Source organism: uncultured Sanguibacteroides sp. (genome assembly GCF_900543425.1).
In the GTDB taxonomy this organism is placed as follows: Bacteria; Bacteroidota; Bacteroidia; order Bacteroidales; family Marinifilaceae; genus Gabonibacter.
Genome location: NZ_UQRQ01000001.1, coordinates 36,821 through 51,678 on the forward strand (window position 1 = coordinate 36,821; position 14,858 = coordinate 51,678).

Consider the following 14,858-nt stretch of genomic DNA (forward strand, 5'->3'; position numbering starts at 1 on the left):
TTATAAATTCAAAAATTCGGTCAGCGGAGAACTGGCTTGCGCGTGTCGGTATTGTTTGGCCAATTTGGCCTCGAATGCCATCCGGCCGGCTTCCACGGCTAATTTGAAAGCTCGTCCCATCTCTACCGGGTTGGGAGAAACGGCAATAGCCGTATTGACCAGAACGGCGGCTGCTCCCATCTCCATGGCTGCCGCCGCGTGGGAGGGAGCTCCGATTCCGGCATCCACAATCACCGGGATGTTACTTTGTTCAATGATGATCTCCAGCAGGTCTTTCGTGACTAATCCCTTGTTCGTGCCGATCGGGGCACCCAAAGGCATAACGGTAGCAGCTCCGGCTTCCTCTAAGTGTTTGCAGAGTACGGGGTCGGCCTGAATATAAGGAAGTACGACGAAACCTAATTTTGCCAGTTCTTCGGTGGCTTTTAAAGTCTCTATGGGATCCGGTAACAGGTATTTGGGATCCGGATGGATTTCCAGCTTTAACCAATTCGTTCCCAAGGCTTCCCGGGCAAGCTGGGCGGCAAAAACAGCTTCTTTGGCCGTTCTGACCCCTGATGTGTTCGGTAAAAGGGTGATATGCGGAGCTTTTAAATGAGCTAAGATATCGTCCTCTTTTTCTGATACATCCACTCTTTTAAGGGCAACCGTTACTAATTGGGATTCGGATACTTTAATGGCCTCTTCCATTAAAGCGTTGGACGAAAATTTGCCGGTTCCGGTAAATAATCGTGAAGTAAATACTTTATCAGCTATTTTAAGTGGTTCCATGTTTCTGAATTTTTATTGATTATAAGATGTATGATTTCTTCTGTTTTAGTCGTCGGATCCTGACTGTTTTTGATGAGGGAAGAGAGGGCTATTCCGGATATCCCCGTGGAGAATAAAGGAGAAATATCCTTTTCTTTGATTCCCCCGATAGCATGTACCGGAATCGTTATTCCTGTTTTTCGACAAGATTCCATGATGTTTTGATATCCTTCCAATCCCAAAACGGGACTTAATTTTTTCTTGGTTGTCGTATAGGTAAAAGGCCCTAAGCCGATATAATCGACCCGTTGGCCGGAGCGGATCAGTATATCTTCGAATGTGTTACAGGTAGCACCGATTATTTTGTCATTTCCCAGTATTTTACGGGCTTCGAGCGGGTTCATGTCTTCTTTTCCCAGGTGTATCCCGTCCGCATCCAACTCCAAGGCTATATCGACTCGGTCGTTAATAATGAAAAGGGCTTTGTATTTTTGACAAATGGCCTTTACTTTTAATCCGGTTTCTATGAATCCGGACCGATCGGTTTCTTTCATACGCAGTTGTATCCAGCGTATTCCTCCTTTACAAACGGCTTCGACTTGCTCCGGTATGCTCATATCCTCCCTAAAATCGGTAATATATTGTAGCGGAAATTTATGCAGGTCGGTTGTAAAAAGAGGATAGTACGGCGGATGGTGTATTCCTAAACGGGTATCGTTGGATTGAATGAAGGCGGAAACGTAATCTTGTCCTTCCCGACAGGCTTCCGGCAAGGAGTAACCTTGTGCCAGCCGGGAAGTAATAACGGCCGAAAGCACACATCCCGTACCGTGCTTGTCGTGTTTGTTACGAGAGACCGAGTAAGAATATCCACGTGTTGCCGTTATCAATCGATCGGTAGAACATTCTTCCCGGTTATGCCCGCCTTTCCATAAGATATTTGTTTTTAATTCCTGACAAATGCTTTGTAATCGAAGTACGGTCTCTTCAGGGTCTTCTAACGAAAGGGAGAATAATTTGCTTAGTTCTTCCGCGTTCGGGGTAATTAAGTAGATTTTCCGTAAAATACTTATCAATTTGTTTTGGTCGTTAAGCTGATGAAATTCAAAGCCGGTACTGGCTTTTAGAATGGGATCCCATATTATTTTTGTTTGGGGAAGTTTTTGCTTCAAGTAGGTAACGATCTGGTCCAAAAGATTAAAATCTTTAATCAGGCCGATTTTGATAACCCGGGGAGAAAATTCTTTTAAAATAATATCGCCTTGCCGGATAATTTCCTCGAAGGTCGACCAATGGGTTCCGAGGTATTCGTTTTGATTCTGAAACGTGATAGCAGTGCAGATACCTAATCCGTATACTCCGCAATTTTCAAATGTTTTGATATCGGAACTGATTCCGGCTCCGGAACTGGGATCGAATCCGGCTATACTTAATACCGGAGTGGGAAATAATTTCAGGAAACGAGAGATGGTTTCATCGGGCTTACTCCATAAATATCCCAACAGGGCTACGCCCGCGAATCCCATTTTACGGCATAATGAAACACGGTCCGCATCGACTCCTCCCAAAGCTATGATTTGTTTGTCCGTGGATCTTAAATACCTTTTTAAAGTATCCGGATCAAACTTCGATTGATAGCCGGGTTTCGATATGCTATCGAATACGGGACTTAAAAAGAGGTAATCGGTGTGAAACGGAATACGGTCGATTTCTTCCGTGGAATGACAGGAAACACTAACGTGACGATACTCCTTTCGTTCTTTCCATAGAACGACTTGTTCGTATTTCAGATGAACACCTTTTAATCCGTATGTTTTTACCAGATCAAAATGGTTGTGTATGACTATTCTGCTCCGAAACGCGGGAAAAATTTTTTGGATAAGATTCTCGTAATCCTTGTGACTTCCTTCCGGTTTTCTCAGGTGTAACAGATGTAATCCGTTTTCGAATAGTCTGTTTATTATCGATTCTTCTCGGGGGATAAATTCGGGAGGAGTTATAACAATAATCATAGAGTTATCATTAGGGAAGGAGAAATATACATTTGATATCTCTCCTTCGTACGGTTATTGATTTATTTTTTTCCTTAATTTTTCGCTTGCTCTCATGGAACAAAAATGTTCTCCGCACATGGAACAGAAATGGGCCTCTTTATGACCTTCGGCCGGTAATGTTTCGTCGTGGAAACGCAAAGCCTTCTCCGAGTCCAGGGCCAGATGAAACTGATCTTTCCAACGGAATTCGAAACGAGCTTTGCTCATGGCGTAATCGCGCCAATAAGCGGCAGGGTGCCCTTTGGCTAAGTCTGCCGCGTGGGCGGCTAATTTGAACGTGATAACGCCTTCCTTAACATCGTCCCGGTTGGGTAAACCGAGGTGTTCTTTTTGTGTCACGTAACAAAGCATGGAGGTTCCGTACCAGCCGATCATGGCTCCGCCGATAGCGGATGTAATATGATCGTATCCGGGGGCAATGTCCGTTACAAGAGGGCCAAGGGTGTAAAAAGGAGCTTCGTTACAATAATCCAGCTCTAATTCCATATTTTCCCGGATTTTTTGCATGGGAACGTGTCCCGGACCTTCGATAAGTACTTGTACATCGTGCTTCCAGGCAATTTTAGCCAGTTCTCCGAGTGTTTTTAGTTCGGCAATCTGTGCTTCGTCGTTGGAGTCTGCAATACATCCCGGACGGAGTCCGTCTCCGATGGATATGCCCACGTCGTATTTGGCCAGAATTTCACATATGTCTTCAAAATGGTCATACAGGAAACTTTCTTGTTTGTGGGTGGTACACCAATGTGCCATAATCGCTCCTCCCCGGGAAACGATTCCCGTGAGACGCTTTAGGGTAAGCGGTACGTGGTGCCACCGTAAGCCGGCATGGATCGTAAAATAGTCTACACCCTGTTCGGCTTGTTCGATCAGGGTATCTCGGTATATTTCCCAATTGAGGTCTTCCACTTTTCCCCGGACTTTTTCCAGGGCTTGATACAAGGGAACGGTGCCCACGGGAACCGGGGAGTTCCGGATGATCCATTCCCTGGTTTCGTGGATGTTTTTACCGGTAGAGAGATCCATAATCGTATCGGCACCCCAGCGGAAGGCCCATACGGCTTTTTCCACCTCTTCCGAGATGGTCGATGTAATGGGTGAATTTCCGATATTGGCATTGATCTTTACTAAAAAATTGCGACCGATAATCATCGGTTCGCTCTCCGGATGATTGATATTAGCCGGGATGACGGCTCTTCCTGCCGCCACTTCCTGCCGAACAAATTCCGGCGTGATGTATTCCGGAAAATGGGCTCCTAAAGGTTCTCCCTTCTCTTTTTTATAGTTTTCCCTAATTTTGTCTACCTGTTGGTTTTCCCGGATAGCAATAAACTCCATTTCCGGCGTGATGACTCCTTTCCTGGCATAATACATTTGTGTTACGCCCCGACCGGGTTTAGCTACCCGCGGATGTGTGTTCACGTGTTCGAAACGAAGGTGATCCAGCGAGGGGTCGTTTTGTCTCATTTGTCCGTATTCGGAGCTTAACCCTTCTAATTGTACGGTATCGTTTCTTTCTCTGATCCATTGTTCCCTGATTTTGGGGAGACCTTTATTCAGGTCGACCGTGTAAGCGGGATCCGTATAGGGTCCGGATGTATCGTATACGACAACCGGTTCGTTTTCCACTTTTTGACCGTCAGAATCGATGGTCGGGGATAGATTGATCCTACGCATGGGAACTTCGATATCGAATATCTCTCCTTTCACGTAAAATTTTTCGGACCCTGGCAGCGGGCCGCGGGAAACTTCCATTTCTTTTTCCATAATATGATTTTGATTTAATGATTTCTTCTGTTTTTGCCGGTAAGGGATTTCTTTTTTTATCCGCCTTGTACGGCTTTAATGATGATGATCTTATTTCCGTTTTGTAGTTTTGTGTTTCCCCATTCAGTTTTGGGAATAACGGAAAAGTCGATGGCAACGGCAATGTTTTCAAACGGTATACCGTTGTTTTTCAATACCTCTTCTAAGGTATTTTCCGGGGAACAATCTGTTGCTTTGTCGTTGATGAAAATTTGCATAACCTTCTTCTTTTTTGTTCGGTTGAACATGAGCTCCAACCGTCTTTTGTTAATCAAAATTCAAAAAGGGAATGCTCTCTACCTACGCCGGCATTACCCGGATCAGGTTATAGGGTATAATCTCAGCCCGTTGTATTGATCTGTATTTACAGATAGAAATGAAATCATCTCATTTCTTAGGCACCCCTTGTTGAAAAATGTCAAGACAAAGCTAAGCATAATTTTAATAAAAAAGTAACGAAAGGAATATTTAACGAAAGAATTATTCGGAAAGCTAAGTAAGTTGTAAAATGTCTGGATACATTTTGTTTTTCATGTTTTCGAATTACGCGAGGGCAGATTCTTTAAGGAATCTACACGATGATCCATTGTCTCCCGTTCGGAAACTCGTGGTTTGAGGTTCTCAATACGGTTTCTTTTCACGTGGATAACGCTCGAGTATAGGGTCTGTACTTCCATGTCTAAGTACATGATTTTTACCGTGTCATCTTGTCATTTTATTGTCTAAAAATGCCATTTCGGACCTTTTTGTATTAAAATCACGTTTTGGTATATAAAAAAATAGCCAAATGACGGATCGATACGCAATATTTTGTCATTTTTTTTACTATCGAATTTATTTTTAGTGTAAATTTGTGGTGATATGATGATGTTTTTGTTTTTTGGAGCAGAGGTAGATAGCAGGAGTTAATAATTTTTATCGCGCGAAAACACAAAAGATTTTATGAATCATTTACATAAAACAGAATTTACCCGTTACCCGGAGGTATCGCCCCCGGGTGTTCCCTCGTGCGCATGCCGGGTGAATTTTCCACGATTGGGAAAATGGTGTTTTTTTGTTATTTCGTGTTCTGAAAATTTGGAGGTTTCGGAAATTTGTTTAAACACACACAGCCACCGCCGCAAATGCACGTCAATATACTTATTTACCAGCGAGTTTGCAAGAAAGGGAAGTCCCGATTTTGCAAACTCGCTTCGTTTTCCCCGTACCTTTCCGTGACGCCGGGCACTTTTACCGCGGAAAGTTATTACCACGGGCAGGAAATAGTAACGAACTAAAATACAATTACCGGACATGGATGAACGAATCCCCGGCCTGAAAAATGAAAAACTTGTAAAACATGAAGAGTATGAAAAAACATCTTGCGTTTCTAATTCTTTTTTTGCTGGCGGTCTCGGCCGTTTACAGCCAACCGGTCGTGCCGGACACGACGGGTAAAACCGTCACGTTCCGTTTCCGCCCCGGGCAGGATCTGTTTACCCTTCGGGGCAACGAAATCGAACTGAAGCGCCTTTACTCGCTGGTAGATGAATACCGCACGGAAATAATCTCCGGGACGATGCCCGTTCACGTGAACGGGTATTGTGCATCACGGCACACGGAAAAAGCGAATCTGCGTACGGCTCGCCTGCGTGCCAACCGGGTAAAATCGGAACTGATCACGCGAAAGAAGTTAAAAGAGGCCTATTTCGTGACGGCTAACCACGCGACAGGTTACAACGGGAATAAAGATGTAGTTGTGGTGACCCTGCGTGTCCCCGTTAAAACAGCGATACCGGAACCGGTAGTGGAGGAAGCTCCTGTTCTTGCCGAACCGGAAGCGGTAGTGGAAGTCGTGCCGCCGGTGGTGGAAGAACAACCCGCCGAACCAGCGCCGGAACTCGTAACAGAACCGGAGGCCATTCTCGCGCCCGTGAGACCTTATTCTTTCGCCGTGCGGACGAACGTATTGTATGACGCTATACTACTGCCGACGTTGGGCGTGGAGTGGCGTGTAAACCCCGATCTGGGCGTGAAGCTCGACGGCAGCTTGGCATGGTGGGGCGGTGAAACGGGCAAGACTATGAAGGTCTGGCTGCTCAACCCGGAGGTGCGGTGGTACTTGCTCGGCAACAAACGTCTGTATGCGGGTGTGTCGGGTAGCTATGGAAAGTACAATATCTATAAATACCCGCTGGGTAGCCTCCTCTCGAAAGACACGGGTTACCAGGGCTCGCTGTGGGGAGCGGGACTGACCGTGGGCTACCAGCTATCCCTCTCGCGCGGTTTCTCCGTGGATTTCAATCTGGGTCTGGGCTATACCCGGTTCGATTACGACAGTTTCGGGATGGACGAAGGGGAGCGCGTCTATAACGAGCGTGAGAAGACCAAAAACTTCTGGGGTCCGACGCAGGCCGGTATCAACCTGATCTGGACTATCGGATGTAATAAATAATATAAAACAGAAATAGATATGAGAACGAAAAATATATTGTTTGCATCGGTAGTGGCTATATTGCTGCTTTCGGGCTGTGACGTGAAAGACCCGATCTACAACACCGCACACCCCGAAAAGGGACAGATAACCCTTACCACGGACTGGAGCGCCCGTACCGTTGGCGTGGACATCCCGGCCAGCTACACGGTAGCGGTCGGTAAATATTCGGGAACGGTAAGCGGCGTTACCAACACGCTCGACAATCTTTTCGAGCCGGGACTCCGCCATCTTCGCGTCTATAACACGGCGGAGCATATTTCTATCAACGAAGCCACGGTTACCGTTGCCCCTGCGTCCGGAAATATAGCCGGCGTGGGGCAATTTGTCGAAGAAATGCCGGGGTGGTTGTTTACCTCTGCGCTGGATGCCGCGATAGAGGCGGACACCGACCACGAGCTGACTGCTGTCATGCGGCAGCAGGTACGGCAACTGACGCTTTTTATCGAGCCGACGGGCAGCACGGCGGGTAAGATCGAGCGTATCGAAGGTTATCTCACGGGAGTCGCCTCGACGCTTAACATGGACGACGACACGCACGGCACGCCGCTGAACGCGACGCTGGCCTTCACGAGGGTGACCGAGGGCACGGACGCCGGTAAATGGGCGGCCACGGTGCGGCTGTTGGGCGTGGCGGGACCCGAACAAAAGTTGCACGCCAAAATCTTTTTCGAGGGCGACACCCCGAAACCCGTATCGCTCACCGATGCCGACGGCATCGAGGGCTGTATTTTAACCGAAGCGCTTGCCGACTTCAACAAGGACAAGAAAACACCGCTCGCGCTGGGCGGTAAGGTAGTCGAGACACCCACGGGCGCGGGATTCACGGCAATTATTAATAAATGGATACCCGTGACGGGCGGCCCGGTAGTGGCCGAGTAAGCAAAGCGGGAACAACGACAATCGACAATAATAATATAATATACAAATATGAAAATTACGATTAAGAGAGCGCAAAGACGACCTTGTTCGGATTTGCCGAACGAGAGTAATTTGGAGGCAGCGGAGCCGACTCAATATTCCGGTGGGGGAAGAGGATCAAGCTCGTTTTTGTCGAGCGTGAGCAATCTGCACGACGAAGGAACGAAAACTAAAAATGGGATTACACGCGCCGTCCGGTTGCTGCTGCTGGCAGCGGCACTTCCGGCTTTCATGGTGGCCGGTTGCGGTAAAGAAGGTTTTGACGGGGACACGGGCGTAACGACCGGAAACGGGGATATACGTTTTGAAATCGGTTTTACTCCCACCGCGAGAGTGGCGACCGGGGCAGACTTTGAAAGTTCCTGGGAGACGGGCGATGCCATCGGTATTTTTGCTTATGATGCCGATAATGTTCTTGTTTTCAATAACGAGAAGCTGACCTATAACGGTTCCGAATGGGTAAGTAGTAACGATTTGTACTGGAGGGGCAAGACATTGAAATTCTATGCCTATTATCCTTACGATGCGTCGGTCTCCGATCCGACGGCCATCGTGTTTGTCGTAAAATCCGACCAAAGCGGCACGACGGGCGACGATAAAAAGTCTAATTACAACCTTTCCGACCTGATGACGGCAACGGATGTGCGGGGTATATCGGCAGGCAAAACTGTTTCCCTGATGTTTAAACACGAGTTTGCCATGATTCAGGTTGAAGTTCCGGCGTTGGGTAAAGGCTGGGGGCCGGGCGATGCCATGACCGTAAGCCTCACGGGAGTAAAAACGGGAGCGACGCTGAATCTTACGGGTGGCGGCACGCCCGCCGTGCAAACGGGAGCCGGCACGGGAAACGTGAAAATGTACCTCGCGGGAAAACCCGGGGATAACGGTTATAGTAATTATACTTACCGTGCCGCAATCCCCGTGCAGACATTAAAAGACGGTTCGAATTTGTTCCTGATCTCTAACGAGGGAGTGCTTTACAAGAGTGGCGGCCCTGATACGGAATTGGAATTGAAAGCCAATAACGCTGAAATCTTTACCCGTTCGTTGCCGAACGCTATTAAAAGTTTGCACAAGGTATTTATTCCGAAGGGAACTTTTACGATGGGAAGTCCGGATGATGAAGGCGGACGAAAGAATGACGAGACACAGCATAAAGTAACATTGACCCGGGATTTCTACATGAGCAAATATGAGATCACGAACGCCCAGTATGCGGCATTTTTGAACGCCAATAGCATAGGTCAGGACGGCAAGTGGAACGGTTGGAGTGATGATGCTAATAAAGGTCAGGTGTTGATAAAGGAGTATTCATCGTATGGCCTGGTATGGGATGGCGGTAACAACGAGTGGAAACCTGCCGCTGGTAAAGGTGATTTACCAGTCGTATATGTAACGTGGTACGGGGCCAAGGCATACGCCGATTGGATCGGCGGTAGCCTGCCGACCGAGGCGCAATGGGAGTACGCTTGTCGTGCGGGGACTACAACGGTTTATTCTTTTGGGAATAACGAGAGTGATTTAGGCACATACGCCTGGTATAATCTTAATTCCGGAGAAGCGACGCACGAAGTAGGAACAAAAGCTGCTAATCCTTGGGGATTGTACGATATGTACGGGAACGTGTGGGAGTGGTGTTCGGATTGGTATGGCTACTATTATTATAACAATTCTCCTGATACTGATCCTACCGGGCCTGACACGGGTTCTCTATGCGTTCTTCGCGGCGGCTCTTGGAGCAGTAGTGCGCCGTATTGCCGGTCGGCTTGTCGCAACGGCACCCTCCCCGGCAATTGCAACCGCGATCTCGGCTTCCGCGTGGTCTTTGTTCCTTAGTTCGTTTCGTCTGAAATGAACCGGTCTGTTCCCGATCCCTGTCAGTAGGTTATCGCCGATGGCGAAACTCGAACACCGGACGGTTTTAAAGAGAATGATTGAAGATAGATATATAACGAGAACAAATTTTAAACTTGTACAGATATGACAACAATACTAAAACTTCCTCTCGGGCTGCTGTTGATGGCGGGGCTGCTGTTCATTGGCGGTTGTTCCGAAGAGGATGAGATTACCGGCGACGGCAACCAGACGGCGGTACGTTTCAATGCCGGTATCACGGCCACTACCCGGACGACAAACGGGGGCGACTCGTGGAAACAGAACGATCCGGTCGGTGTCTTTATGCTCAAAACCGGCGGGACATTCTCCAAGGCTGCCGATATTGAAGCATCCAACGTGAAGTACACGGTAAATGCCTCCAACGGTGAGCTTACCACTTCAACGCCGATTTATTACCCGACAGGTGGTGCGGCGGTGGACTTTATCGCCTACTATCCTTATAGCAATAGTATCACGGATGATTACAAGTACGATATTTCGGTAGCCGGCCAGAGCGATCCGGCGGCAATCGACGTGCTTTACGCCAAAGTGCAGAATAAAAATCAGGCTTCGGGGGCTGTTTCCCTGGGGTTCGATCATGTATTGAGTAAAGTGACATTCAACGTGAAACACGGAACCGGGTTCGATGCCCCAACCATAGCGGGATTGACGGGCGCAACCATAGCGGGGATGCCCGCTTCCGCGTCGATGGCTTTGCAGGACGGGGCGGTAACAGCCGGAGCAAACGGGAATATCGGTATGCTTAAAGCAACGACGGCTGCCGACGGTTACGACGCGACGTTTTCGGCGATCATCGTTCCGCGAGGGAGTGGTGCCGGGCGTAAGGTGGTATTCACGATAGGCGGCATAAAATACGAGGGTACGCTTCCGAACGATGATGTTTTTGAGAAAGGCAATCACTATACCTATCCGGTAACTGTCAATGAAACGGGTGTCGTATTCGGAACGCCGTCTATCGGGCGATGGACTTCAACCCCCCGGAACACGTCCGAGGCGACGGAAATTAATATAGAAACCGTATTTATCAAGGCGGGAACTTTTACGATGGGAAGTCCGGCAGGTGAAAGTGGACGATTCGATGACGAGACTCAGCATCAGGTAACATTGACCCGGGATTTCTACATGAGCAAACACGAGATCACGAACGCCCAGTACGCGGCGTTTTTGAACGCCGTGGGCGTGGGGTATGAAAGCGGTTCCGGTTATTACGAGACAGCCACGGGTGGCAGGCAATTATTGATACGTGAACATCAATGGGGATTGAAATACGATAATGATTCCTGGAAACCTCAGGCCGGTTACGAAAATTATCCTGTCGTTAATGTAACCTGGTACGGTGCGGATGAGTTTGCTCGTTGGATCGGCGGTAGCCTGCCGACCGAGGCGCAATGGGAGTATGCCTGTCGTGCGGGGACTACAACGACTTATTCCTATTGGGATCATAGCGGTACGGGTGTTGATGAGACTTTGGGTAATTACGCCTGGTATGATTCTAATTCCAGAAATGCGACGCATGAGGTAGGAGCGAAAGCTGCTAATCCTTGGGGATTGTACGATATGCACGGCAACGTGTACGAGTGGTGTTCGGATTGGTATGACTACCGTTATTATAACAATTCTCCTGATACTGATCCTACCGGGCCTGACACGGGTTCTGAACGCGTTCTTCGCGGCGGCGGCTGGTACGATCTTGCTCGTCGTTGCCGGTCGGCTTTTCGCTACTTCAGGAACCCCGGCGATTGCAGCTACACTTTCGGCTTCCGCGTGGTCTTTGTTCTTTAGTTCGTCCGGGAGAAATTCCCCCGGACACTTTGAGCGAAACGAGCCTGCTAAAAGGCGGAGTGAGGACGAACGAAGCAAAAGGGCAGGCGGGAAACATCACTCCGCAAATTACAATGGATAAAAACCCGGTGAATGCGGAATAGAGTTGCCGTGAATATTCCTCTCTCGTTTCCTTTCCGTTCTATCGGGTAGACACTTACTATATTCATTCGAATTTTGCCGATTTTACGCGAAATCTTCGTATTTTTGTATGACTGGAAACGAAAACGGATAAAATAATTTGGATATGAAAAAAGTGATTTACCTGCCTTTGTTTTGGTCCCTGCTGATCGTATTGGGAGTGGGTGGCTGTCAATCTTCGGATAAGGCTCAAACGCTTAGCGGTATCGTGTTTGATGCTTCGATGAATAATATTGTCGTAATTACGACAAAAGGCGATACGGTCGATATCAGCACGATGGATACCGATCCGGCTAAGGTTCCCGGTGTGTTGATCGATGATTCCGTTAAGATTACCTATCGAAAAGAACAGATGAATAACGGGACTGTTTTAAAAGCACAGCAACTTATCGTGACCGTGCATTCGCCATACTATTATATTCAGGGCACCTGGCTCGAACCGAATCCGATCGATTCCGCTGAACGGCAGGGATTTACGCTGAACCAGGACGGGACAGCTTCCTCTGTCAATATGGCTACCTTAGAGATACGGGATTGGAATCTGAATAACAGAGTGTTGATATTGGGTTATAAAAGTATAGGTAACGGACAGTCTTTCGAAGGACAAGATACATTGAATATTGTAAAATTAAACGCGGATTCCTTGGTACTATCGAGAAATAATATAATACGCTGGCGTTTACCCGGGAAAAATAAAATGATCAATTTTAACGCTTCTAAGCCGGAAATATCGTTAACTCCTGCTATCTTTGCTTATTATCATTAAGTAATAAATCTATGAAACAGCTTTTATTTTTACTTTTGTTTGTGCCGGCAATACTTTTTGCACAAGAAAAAAACGATAAAAAATACTTGGCCGGAGCGGTTCCGGTAGTGGATGGTGTGGTTACTTTTACTAAAGTAATTGAAGCTCCTGGACTTACCAGGGATCAAATTTATGAAAAATTGAGTCAATGGGCGGAAAAACGTTTCGTCGCTAACAAAGAATTGGAGAGCCGGGTTTTATATATGGATCCCGAGGGGGGAACTATTGTTTGCCAGGGACAGGAATACTTGGTATTTGCCGATAAATTGCTGGCATTGGACCGGGCTGTGATAACTTATCAAATGTCATTGACGAGTTTCTCCGGGAATTGCTACGTGAAGATCAGTTCTATTCTCTACTCGTACAATACGGGACGTACGAACGGCATGGAGTTGTTACGGGCCGAGAATACGATCACGGATGAAAATACATTGACGAAGAAGAAAGATAAATTAATCCGGGCGACCGGTAAATTTAGAATTCATACGATTGATTTGGTCGATCGTATGTACGATGATATCGCTAAAGTATTGGAAGGAAATGTCAGTCAGACAAGAGTAAATGCTGATACTCCGTTAAAAGAGGTAGCTCCGGTTGAAATAGCCAGAGAGATGGTTGCCAATGTGACCAATTCATCCGGTCAATTGGAAGGTTATAAACAGATCTCTCCGGATAAAATTCCCGGAAATATAATTAAGATGCTTTCGGAAGGTTGGTCGTTGATTACGGCGGGTAACGATGAAAAGTTCAATATGATGACGGCCAGTTGGGGCGGTTTGGGATATCTATACAATAAGCCTGTCGCATTTTGTTTTATATATCCGACTCGTTATACCTATCAACTGATGGAAAAAGGAGATACTTACACGATCTCTTTTTACACGGAAGCCTATCGGGAAGCTTTGGTGTATTGTGGGAATCATTCGGGAAAAGATGCCGATAAGGTAAAGGAAAGCGGGTTAACTCCGATTACGACTCCTTCCGGGAGTAAGGCGTTTTCCGAGGCATGGATGATTATCGAATGTCGTAAAATGATTTCTCAGTCTATTACTCCGGAAGCTATCTTCGACGAGCAATTGAAAGAAAAGTGGACAGGAAAACAACTTCATAAAGTTTATATCGGTGAAATCATAAACGTGTGGGTGAAGTAATCATTTGTCCAGGTACTCTTCTTTGAATATATTTACACAAAGAATAAAGATGGATAAAAGAAGAGGACCGAAGATCACGCCCATAAAGCCGAATAGAGAAAGGCCGATAACTACTCCGAAGATCGTGATTAAAGGATGGGTATCGGCCATTTTCTTTTGCAAGACGAAACGGATCAGATTGTCTACATTGGCTACAACGACAATAGCGTAGACGGTTAATCCGATCGCATGTCCCCAATCTCCGCTTAGCCCCATGTACAAGGCTAATGGTACCCAGATTAATGCTGTCCCTATGATGGGAATGATCGTTGCGAAACAACTCAGTATACCGAAAATCAACGGGCTGGGTGTCCCGAAAATATAATATCCTAACATGGCGATGGCTCCTTGAATAACGGCTAACAGGGGAATGCCGATCGCATTGGATTTTACAATCATGTTGATTTCATGCAATACATTCCGGGAATTCTTTTTGTTGAAGGGAAGTATATCATTAAAATAGGCTTCCATTTTAGTTCCGCCGATTAACATAAAGTAGAGTATAAAAAGCAAGACCAGTACGTTCATGGCAAAACTGCTGATACTTCCCATGAGGAATTGTCCTATTTGGGGTAAAACGGAGACCATCGAGGCGATATTATCTTTACTCAAGGCGTAATATCCCGTGTGTTGCTGGATAAGATCCGCCAGTCGTTCAATAGGAGCGATAAGCGTTTGGGGAGCGAGATTTATGGCGTGTAGTTGATTAACAAGTAGCCAGATAACCAGAAATAACGGAATTAAGAAACAAAGGATGGTTTCGCATAACATGAGAAATGCCATTAATCCTCTTTTCATATGTTTTTTTTCTGTTAGGTACAGCATCTGTTGTCTGAGGAGAATATATATGGTTATTGCACCTAAAATACCGCTTAAAAAAGGAATAAATTTGATAAACAGGATGATTCCCAACACGAGGATAATCATAATAAGCGAATATTTCCAGTATTGTTCTTTTGTATTCATAAGTGTTTCTGTTTATTTTAATAAATATCGACTAATTA

Annotated in this window: 13 protein-coding genes and 1 riboswitch; of the genes, 6 read left to right on the forward strand and 7 right to left on the reverse strand. The window is 46.6% G+C overall.

Annotated features, from left to right (window positions below; all coding sequences use genetic code 11):
• The 5 genes from QZR76_RS00100 to QZR76_RS00120 all read right to left on the reverse strand — a co-directional run bounded on the left by QZR76_RS00100 (position 1) and on the right by QZR76_RS00120 (position 5,902).
• On the reverse strand, positions 1-771 hold the full coding sequence (locus QZR76_RS00100) for a thiazole synthase (RefSeq protein WP_294139313.1): 771 nt from the start codon (positions 769-771) through the stop codon (positions 1-3).
• Positions 753-2,762, reverse strand: a complete 2,010-nt coding sequence (locus tag QZR76_RS00105) for a thiamine phosphate synthase (RefSeq protein ID WP_294139314.1) — start codon at positions 2,760-2,762, stop codon at positions 753-755. Before QZR76_RS00105 ends, QZR76_RS00100 begins: the two co-directional genes overlap by 19 nt.
• A 54-nt stretch (positions 2,763-2,816) precedes the next feature.
• Positions 2,817-4,568, reverse strand: coding sequence for a phosphomethylpyrimidine synthase ThiC (gene thiC, locus QZR76_RS00110; RefSeq protein ID WP_294139318.1), 1,752 nt, complete (start codon positions 4,566-4,568; stop codon positions 2,817-2,819).
• 56 nt (positions 4,569-4,624) lie between these two features.
• Positions 4,625-4,825, reverse strand: a complete 201-nt coding sequence (gene thiS / locus QZR76_RS00115; protein ID WP_294139319.1) for a sulfur carrier protein ThiS — start codon at positions 4,823-4,825, stop codon at positions 4,625-4,627.
• Between the two features lie 62 nt (positions 4,826-4,887).
• Positions 4,888-5,023: riboswitch (TPP riboswitch) on the reverse strand.
• Positions 5,024-5,581: 558 nt separating this feature from the next.
• The gene (locus tag QZR76_RS00120; protein WP_294139320.1) at positions 5,582-5,902 is read right to left on the reverse strand and encodes a hypothetical protein; all 321 of its coding nucleotides are present in this window, start codon (positions 5,900-5,902) and stop codon (positions 5,582-5,584) included.
• A 53-nt stretch (positions 5,903-5,955) separates the two neighbouring features.
• Here QZR76_RS00120 and QZR76_RS00125 point away from each other — a divergent pair, with 53 nt between their 5' ends.
• From QZR76_RS00125 to QZR76_RS00140, 4 genes are all read left to right on the forward strand, one after another.
• Positions 5,956-7,041, forward strand: coding sequence for a DUF3575 domain-containing protein (locus QZR76_RS00125; protein ID WP_308572917.1), 1,086 nt, complete (start codon positions 5,956-5,958; stop codon positions 7,039-7,041).
• Positions 7,042-7,059: 18 nt separating this feature from the next.
• Positions 7,060-7,962 carry a hypothetical protein gene (locus QZR76_RS00130; protein ID WP_294139323.1) on the forward strand — a complete coding sequence of 301 codons (903 nt, stop codon included), beginning with the start codon at positions 7,060-7,062 and terminating at the stop codon, positions 7,960-7,962.
• 48 nt (positions 7,963-8,010) lie between these two features.
• A complete protein-coding gene (locus QZR76_RS00135; RefSeq protein ID WP_294139325.1) occupies positions 8,011-9,837 on the forward strand; it encodes an SUMF1/EgtB/PvdO family nonheme iron enzyme in 1,827 nt (608 codons plus the stop codon).
• 144 nt (positions 9,838-9,981) lie between these two features.
• Positions 9,982-11,679: an SUMF1/EgtB/PvdO family nonheme iron enzyme gene (locus tag QZR76_RS00140; RefSeq protein WP_294139327.1), complete on the forward strand. Its 1,698-nt coding sequence runs from the start codon at positions 9,982-9,984 to the stop codon at positions 11,677-11,679.
• A gap of 47 nt (positions 11,680-11,726) precedes the next feature.
• Here the strand turns inward: QZR76_RS00140 and QZR76_RS00145 are convergent, their stop codons facing one another.
• Positions 11,727-11,888, reverse strand: coding sequence for a hypothetical protein (locus QZR76_RS00145; RefSeq protein ID WP_294139329.1), 162 nt, complete (start codon positions 11,886-11,888; stop codon positions 11,727-11,729).
• A gap of 77 nt (positions 11,889-11,965) precedes the next feature.
• Here QZR76_RS00145 and QZR76_RS00150 point away from each other — a divergent pair, with 77 nt between their 5' ends.
• Positions 11,966-12,625, forward strand: coding sequence for a lipocalin family protein (locus QZR76_RS00150; RefSeq protein WP_294139331.1), 660 nt, complete (start codon positions 11,966-11,968; stop codon positions 12,623-12,625).
• Positions 12,626-12,636: 11 nt separating this feature from the next.
• Entirely contained in the window at positions 12,637-13,815 is a 1,179-nt protein-coding gene (locus tag QZR76_RS00155) for a DUF4468 domain-containing protein (RefSeq protein ID WP_294139332.1), read from the forward strand.
• On the opposite strand, the gene QZR76_RS00160 is transcribed toward QZR76_RS00155, so the two are convergent.
• Positions 13,816-14,820, reverse strand: coding sequence for an AI-2E family transporter (locus QZR76_RS00160; protein WP_294139333.1), 1,005 nt, complete (start codon positions 14,818-14,820; stop codon positions 13,816-13,818).
• Between the last annotated feature and the right edge of the window lie 38 nt (positions 14,821-14,858).

Coding starts and splice junctions, on each gene's coding strand:
- QZR76_RS00155 (WP_294139332.1), top strand. CDS start 12,637: ATGAAACAGCTTTTATTTTTACTTTTGTTTGTGCCGGCAATACTTTTT.
- QZR76_RS00150 (WP_294139331.1), top strand. CDS start 11,966: ATGAAAAAAGTGATTTACCTGCCTTTGTTTTGGTCCCTGCTGATCGTA.
- QZR76_RS00135 (WP_294139325.1), top strand. CDS start 8,011: ATGAAAATTACGATTAAGAGAGCGCAAAGACGACCTTGTTCGGATTTG.
- thiS (WP_294139319.1), bottom strand. CDS start 4,825: ATGCAAATTTTCATCAACGACAAAGCAACAGATTGTTCCCCGGAAAAT.
- QZR76_RS00100 (WP_294139313.1), bottom strand. CDS start 771: ATGGAACCACTTAAAATAGCTGATAAAGTATTTACTTCACGATTATTT.
- thiC (WP_294139318.1), bottom strand. CDS start 4,568: ATGGAAAAAGAAATGGAAGTTTCCCGCGGCCCGCTGCCAGGGTCCGAA.
- QZR76_RS00130 (WP_294139323.1), top strand. CDS start 7,060: ATGAGAACGAAAAATATATTGTTTGCATCGGTAGTGGCTATATTGCTG.
- QZR76_RS00145 (WP_294139329.1), bottom strand. CDS start 11,888: ATGAATATAGTAAGTGTCTACCCGATAGAACGGAAAGGAAACGAGAGA.
- QZR76_RS00125 (WP_308572917.1), top strand. CDS start 5,956: ATGAAAAAACATCTTGCGTTTCTAATTCTTTTTTTGCTGGCGGTCTCG.
- QZR76_RS00160 (WP_294139333.1), bottom strand. CDS start 14,820: ATGAATACAAAAGAACAATACTGGAAATATTCGCTTATTATGATTATC.
- QZR76_RS00120 (WP_294139320.1), bottom strand. CDS start 5,902: ATGTCCGGTAATTGTATTTTAGTTCGTTACTATTTCCTGCCCGTGGTA.
- QZR76_RS00140 (WP_294139327.1), top strand. CDS start 9,982: ATGACAACAATACTAAAACTTCCTCTCGGGCTGCTGTTGATGGCGGGG.
- QZR76_RS00105 (WP_294139314.1), bottom strand. CDS start 2,762: ATGATTATTGTTATAACTCCTCCCGAATTTATCCCCCGAGAAGAATCG.